This is a genomic window from Paraburkholderia sp. FW306-2-2C-D06C, assembly GCF_058781505.1.
The window spans coordinates 1-5762 of the sequence record NZ_JBYSWU010000109.1; the positions used below are offsets into that span (position 1 = coordinate 1).

General features: G+C 57.9%; 6 protein-coding genes. 2 read left to right on the top strand and 4 right to left on the bottom strand.

The window, feature by feature from the left end; translation table 11 throughout:
* Positions 1–106: 106 nt before the first annotated feature.
* Positions 107–430: a group II intron maturase-specific domain-containing protein gene (locus AC3WLT_RS36750; RefSeq protein ID WP_492596460.1), complete on the top strand. Its 324-nt coding sequence runs from the start codon at positions 107–109 to the stop codon at positions 428–430.
* Positions 431–664: 234 nt separating this feature from the next.
* Here the strand turns inward: AC3WLT_RS36750 and AC3WLT_RS36755 are convergent, their stop codons facing one another.
* From AC3WLT_RS36755 to AC3WLT_RS36765, 3 genes are all read right to left on the bottom strand, one after another.
* Positions 665–979 carry a YdhR family protein gene (locus AC3WLT_RS36755; RefSeq protein ID WP_492596461.1) on the bottom strand — a complete coding sequence of 105 codons (315 nt, stop codon included), beginning with the start codon at positions 977–979 and terminating at the stop codon, positions 665–667.
* A 395-nt stretch (positions 980–1374) separates the two neighbouring features.
* Positions 1375–1578, bottom strand: coding sequence for a hypothetical protein (locus AC3WLT_RS36760; protein ID WP_429258661.1), 204 nt, complete (start codon positions 1576–1578; stop codon positions 1375–1377).
* A gap of 767 nt (positions 1579–2345) precedes the next feature.
* Positions 2346–2465, bottom strand: coding sequence for an NYN domain-containing protein (locus AC3WLT_RS36765; protein WP_492596462.1), 120 nt, complete (start codon positions 2463–2465; stop codon positions 2346–2348).
* A gap of 1172 nt (positions 2466–3637) precedes the next feature.
* Between AC3WLT_RS36765 and AC3WLT_RS36770 the strand changes: the two genes are divergently transcribed.
* Complete coding sequence (locus AC3WLT_RS36770) at positions 3638–5185, top strand: hypothetical protein (protein WP_492596463.1); 1548 nt, start codon at positions 3638–3640, stop codon at positions 5183–5185.
* A gap of 56 nt (positions 5186–5241) precedes the next feature.
* Here the strand turns inward: AC3WLT_RS36770 and AC3WLT_RS36775 are convergent, their stop codons facing one another.
* Positions 5242–5481, bottom strand: coding sequence for a hypothetical protein (locus AC3WLT_RS36775; RefSeq protein WP_492596464.1), 240 nt, complete (start codon positions 5479–5481; stop codon positions 5242–5244).
* Between the last annotated feature and the right edge of the window lie 281 nt (positions 5482–5762).

The following is a 5762-nucleotide window of genomic DNA, read 5'->3' on the forward strand; positions in this document are numbered from 1 at the left end:
GTTCGGCGAGCGGTTCACCGCCGCCATCAGCTGAGATTTTTAACCGACCTCAGCACACAAAATTCCTGACACCTCCGGCCAACGTTGGGTGCGCAAGAAGAGTCTCATGGGGCTGCGGGATAAAATCCGGGCTCTGACCAGGCGTAACAGGGGCGATTCGATCGAGAGCGTCATTGCGTCGATCAACCCGACCCTGCGTGGCTGGTTTGGCTATTTCCAGCACGCTCACCGCTACACCTTCTCGTCCGTCGATGGCTTTGTTCGTCGCCGTCTGCGAGCTATCTTGCGCCGACAGCTTCATCGTCCGGGGCAGGGTCACTGCTTGCGCGATCATACTCGCTGGCCAAACGCCTTCTTCGCTAATCTTGGGCTGTTCACGATGTCCGAGGCCCTTCGATTGGCGCGCCAATCCCGATGTGGAAACAACTGACTGGAGAGCCCGTCGCGGGAAAACTGCACACCGGGTTCGGAGGGAGGGGACGGCGATCGCCGTTTCCTACCCCTATCCTTTGGCCGGTTTGTGACATCTGCGCTCGGCGTGTGTCGCAGGCGTTGTTACACCGCTCGCGACGTGCGGGGCGTACCTGTTGGCAGCACTGGAAGGCGCAGTGCCAAAACAAACGGAAGTCCGGTTGCTCTCCGCGCGGCTCGTTCCCGCTGCCGATCAGCCGAGCCCGCCCGCCTGGCCGCTCGCCTTGTCGGTCAGCGCGACGGTCTCGAAATAGCTGATTTTCGGCTCCGTGCCGTATCGAACGCGGATTCCGGCGAGCCATTCCCCGGAATAGAAGCGCTCGGCCGCCTCCTGGCTTTCCCACATATAGACGCCGCCTGCGACCTTGCCATCGGCGGAACAGATGAACTGTTTGCGCAGAAAGCCCGGAATCTTGAGGAAATCCGGGGCGATCTTCGTGAAGTGGGCGCGGCACTCCTCGAGGCCTACGTCCGGCGGCAGGTCATAGAGGACGATGGCGGTGATCATGGACATCTCCTTGGGTGTCGGCGGGTCGCTGATTTTCTGGGAGCTCAGGCGTTCACGTACGCGTGTCCTAGACAGGGTTCCGGGTCGGTCGGGCTTCCTGGAGGTTCTACTCGACCACCGGGGTCGGCAGGCCGGCGGCTAGTTCATGGCTGGGAACCCATTGAACGAAAAGGCACGACTGTCGACTCCACGCGGGGACTTCACATTCGTGAATACCACTACCGGCATCGCCATGCAGGGTGCTGTGCGGGATCTGGCTAAGCGCGTACTCGGCAGGGAACCCGCGGACAACCGCTCGCGCCCGGCCAGATGGTCGACGCGCGCCGGGGCGATGGGTCGGGGCGGACGAGTAACTTGACAATACTACCCGTCGCGCGTGTGAAGCTGCGTCCCAACTAGCGCGGTGCATAGCCGCTCGTCACCGAGTTGATCAGCAGGCCGTCAACATAGACGGAAACGGGCTCGCCATCGGGCGACATCAGCAAGTTGCCGGTATTGTGCTGGCCCGGCAGTTTCATCATGCCACCATGGACGGCGGCCATGTCGTGATGATCGAGTTCGACGGCGACGGGAAGGTCGGTGATCGCGAGTGTGTTCATGGCGTGCTCCTGATCAATGTGAGGTTTCGTGTCGAATGGGCGTTGCAACACGTGCGTCCATCGATGCATAGGCCGTGCCAAAGCTTGCAGCGATCTGCGCGACACGCGGCCGGGCCCGACAGAACAAGGGGAACGACTGTATCAAGTCTGTGTGCGCGATCGATCACAGCTGCCGTAGCCCGCGTAGTTGATGGATTTATGCCGACAGGGCGCGGCCGACCGTCGCGGCGCTACCGACAGCCCGAGCAGGACATCCAGCGTGTCCCATCACAACAATTGATCGCCGTGACCGGGTGCCTGCCTGGTCCTGGGTCACGGTTTGAACGAGTGGACCCGACCTGCTGCCATACGCAACGGTCCGTCGACCCTTGGCGGCCGTTCAGTTTCAGCCATCTGCAATGTCTGCTATTCGGCTTGGAACGGACGGAAACGCCGGCGCGAAAGCTATGCCTCGGCTATTGCTAGCCGGCCAGCCGGGGAAAAAGCCAGGATCGGTGCGCTTGAGATATTACCCTAACGCAGCCAGGTGCACATGACCTTCAGGCGTATTACTCGCAAGCAACGCTTCCGCTTCCACCAGAAATTTCGGTCCCCGCTTGATTGCTGACTGCTTTGAATGCTCCGCTTTCGGCTGAGTTGGCATACCCGTCGAAATCTCTTCATCCGTCGTCGATAGTGCCCATTCGAAAAATTGATCGCTAGTAATGCGAACCGCTTCCCGAGTCTTCGATTCGCCAACAATACACACACCGTCGCTCCGCGCTTTCTTAGCTTCCGACAGAGATAGCAAAGTCGGAGTCGCTGGTTACGAAACAAAATTTGTAAGCCCGATGGTCAAACAATGCTTCGAGAGCATCCAGCGCCAATGCAATGTCTGCGGTGTTCATACCGGCAGCGTACTGATATTGAGGACAGGGTGTAAAAGCGGTGTAAAAGCCTGCCGAACCATTGCTCCCTGCAACGTTTTGCCGAGCGTGCTGTGATTACCATAGCCACGACGGAGAACAACGCGACCAAACTGCGCAACGACTCGTAGTGCCTATTCCAGAATCTCAGGGCTAGTGTACAAGTCCGGCGACGCGAGATTCAGCTGGAAGGACTGGCGCGCTCATCTATCGACCATCATCTTCTTACAGAATGCCAGCATGATAACGGCATTGTCGGACCGGCTTGAAGAGTTCGACGGGCGTATAAAAAGGCTCCATCCAAGAAAACCACCAGCTGCTCCTGGCCGAACTTGGAAGTTCATCGCCGGCCAGCAAACTGGGATGCGTACGTCACGCTTTGAGCTACCGCCTGGGTTTGTCCAGGCGCTCGGAGCACACTTCACAAATAGTGGCGCAGTTGCTGCCGCAATGGCGGCCAATGCTACGCATTGGTCTTTATCCGCCTTCACAAAGTGCGTTCACTACGTTCGGTCACTCTTACCTGTTTTGAGTGTGTTCTAGCACACATACCTACCGGTTTTCCTATTTCGCTTTTCGTATCGCGTCATATGCTAAACGAAAAAAAACGACCGACAAATTTCGGCAACGGCAATAACTACGTGGTAACTATGCGCGGCCGCGCGGGCGGCGCCTGTCGTTGTCTCCTTTCTTACCTTCCCGGCCACCCAAGTACGGTGGCGTGCCCACCTTTTGTCGGTGGGAGCGCAATTCTTTTCGGGGGTGCGGCACTTTTCACGGGTTCGCAGTGTGACGGTAACGCCAGCAAGACGAACGTAACGACGGGAGGCCTTGAAGATGCGGTGACACATGCTGGAGCCAGGTTGCACAACCCTTTCGATAAGTTCGATGCCCACTCTAGCGGCACATTCAAGAACGCTTCACGTTGGCGGGCGCGCATCCCGATGTTGTTGAGCGACGGCAGCGAATAGACGGTGTTGCTAATCACCTGAGAGACGATACACAGACAGCCGATGAATCCGACAAATTGATAAAGGAATACTACATATATTTAGTTAGGATCGCAATACATAAAACCGACCCCTATAGCACGCACATATCGCGGTGAGCGACTCATCATTTTTTGCCGGCCAGCCCGGCAGCGGAAGACTTCCATGATCAAAAGACGCCAATTTCTTGGCTGCCTGACGGCGCTCGGCGGCAGCTATGTTCTCAGCGGTTGCGGGGGCAGCGGTTCCGACCTGGGCGCTGACACCACCGCCGTTGCCAAAAAGACGAAGGCGAGCGCGTCTCCCAACGGCACGACGGTCCCGCCCGCGGCGTCCATTGTCGACAGTGCCGGCAATGTGTGGACGCTCTCGAACGGGTATATCTACAAGAACGGGGCAAAGGACCAGTACTCGTACAACGTCACTATGCTGCTGTGGTACAACGGCAGCGTCTACCAGGAAAACACGAGCGGAGATTTCTATCAGTGGACAGGGTCGACGTGGGTACAGTGTCGCGATCCGCGCCTTGGGGGCACTTCGGCAGACGGCACGGCGATTCCGCCTGCCTCCTACATCATCGACAAGTCCAACAACATCTGGACGGTTTCGAATGGCTATATCTACAAGAACAGCGTCAAGGATCCATATTCCTACAACGTGAGCCTGCTGTTGTGGTATGGCGGCATGATCTATCAATCGGGAACGGGCGGGCAGTTCTATGTCTTGACCTGGGCCGGCAATTGGTTACCGTGTGCGGACCCGCGTATCGCCGCGGCGGCGACGCCGGGTGCATTCTACGGCATGAACGGGCACTACGACTATCCGTTTACGCCCGCTCAGGTCGTCGGCGCGCTGCGTGCGCTCGGGTGCACGACGTATCGCCTCGGTTGCATCAACACGCCGGCCCAGCTGAACCCGGTGGTAACCATGGCAAGCGCTTTCCAGTCCGCAGGACTGACGCTTTTCACCCTCGTCAATTACGGGCTCTACGACGCGAACGGCATACTGTACACGAGTGAAACGGCGGGGTACAACGCTGCGTTTGCAGGGGCTGCGGCAATTGCAAGGGCCCTGGCGCCGTATGGCATCACAATGTACGAATGTGGCAATGAACTGACGCGCGACCCGGCGATAATCGTGAATTCGGCAACGGCTGGAACAGGGCGCGCTGACTTCAACAACACGAACTGGCCGATCATGCGCGGCGTCATGCGCGGCATGATCGATGGTGTCAAGTCCGTGCAGCCGAACGCCAAGTGCGGCATCAACTTCTGCGTGGCAGATGTCGCTGCTTCCGACATGCTGTGGGATGGCCTGCAGCCGGATGGAACAGGTGGTTACCCTCAGGTGCGCTGGGACATCACGACGTGGCACAACTATCAAGTTTACGGCGATATCTTCGACGTGGGCACAGATGGCGCCGGTCCAGGCTTCAACCTGCCGGTCTACTGCAAGGCGCGCTATGGCGTGCCGTTCATGATCACCGAATGGAACGCCAACCCCGAAGATACCGAAACATTCCGCGCGAGCTACGTCACACAGCAACTCGGCGAATTTTATGCGGCGCGCAAGACGGATGCGATTCAGTCGGCGATGTATTACGAGTTGGACAGCGGTGACGACACGTATGGTATCCTAACGAACAACCTGGTACCGATCCAGCCGACCTACGGCGCGTTCCAGAGCTTCGTCGCGGCGAATCCCGACACCTGACGGTGCCGCCCGGTAAGCCTGGGCAAATCATTTGTCTGGCAGACACATCAGAACTTTTAGCAATAGCCCGGCACGTTGATCGGGTATCGCTTGCGATCAACAGCCGGACCGCGCGCCTCCAACCCGGTGGCCAGCCACTCCATGACCCTTTCGATTGCGTGTTCGTGCGCCTGATACACCATGCGCAGCGCGTGATGATTGGCCAGGGCTTCGTAATGCTCAGAGTTGGCCAGAAAGAAAAAATCGCGACGCGATGCGGGGCCCCGCTGCCACGTCAACGCGAACAGTTCTGCCATTTCGCTGGCCTGTACGAACGGGATCTGATCCTTTTCCTCGATACCGTCGTCGTCGCCAGATTTGGGGGCGGGGATCGCTTGTTACGGAGGCTTGGCTATGTGCCTGTTTCAACGCTCAACCGTCAGGTGTCAAACGACACAAAGTTGTCCGAGAAATGACACAAAGTCGTCTAAATAGCAAATTCGAGAGCGCAAGATCTGGAGAAATCGTTATTAATCAAATGGTTGCCGTAAAATTGACGTAAAGTCGTCCTGTTTGGTTGATAGGTGGGCTGCGGAAT